The organism is Methylophaga sp. SB9B (genome assembly GCF_004832235.1).
Classification (GTDB): domain Bacteria; phylum Pseudomonadota; class Gammaproteobacteria; order Nitrosococcales; family Methylophagaceae; genus Methylophaga; species Methylophaga muralis.
Genome location: NZ_SSXS01000046.1, coordinates 1 through 255, shown reverse-complemented (window position 1 = coordinate 255; position 255 = coordinate 1). Strand labels below are relative to the sequence as shown.

Below are 255 nucleotides of genomic sequence, written 5' to 3'. Positions count from 1 at the left end.
TAAGCTTTCCAGCTTGTTCCACTAAAACGTTAAATATTACTTGCAGGCTGTTTCCCGTTCGCTCGCCGCTACTAGGGAAATCTCGGTTGATTTCTTTTCCTCCGGCTACTTAGATGTTTCAGTTCGCCGGGTTCGCCTCGTTAAGCTATGTATTCACTTAACGATACATACCCTAAAGTATGTGGGTTGCCCCATTCGGATATCGTAGGCTCAAAGCTCGTTTATCAGCTCCCCTACGCTTTTCGCAGATTACTA

The 255-nt window shown here is 45.5% G+C and carries 1 rRNA gene; it reads right to left on the bottom strand.

Annotated features, from left to right (window positions below):
- Window positions 1-255, bottom strand: a 23S ribosomal RNA gene (locus tag E8Q33_RS15065); the annotation flags it as partial.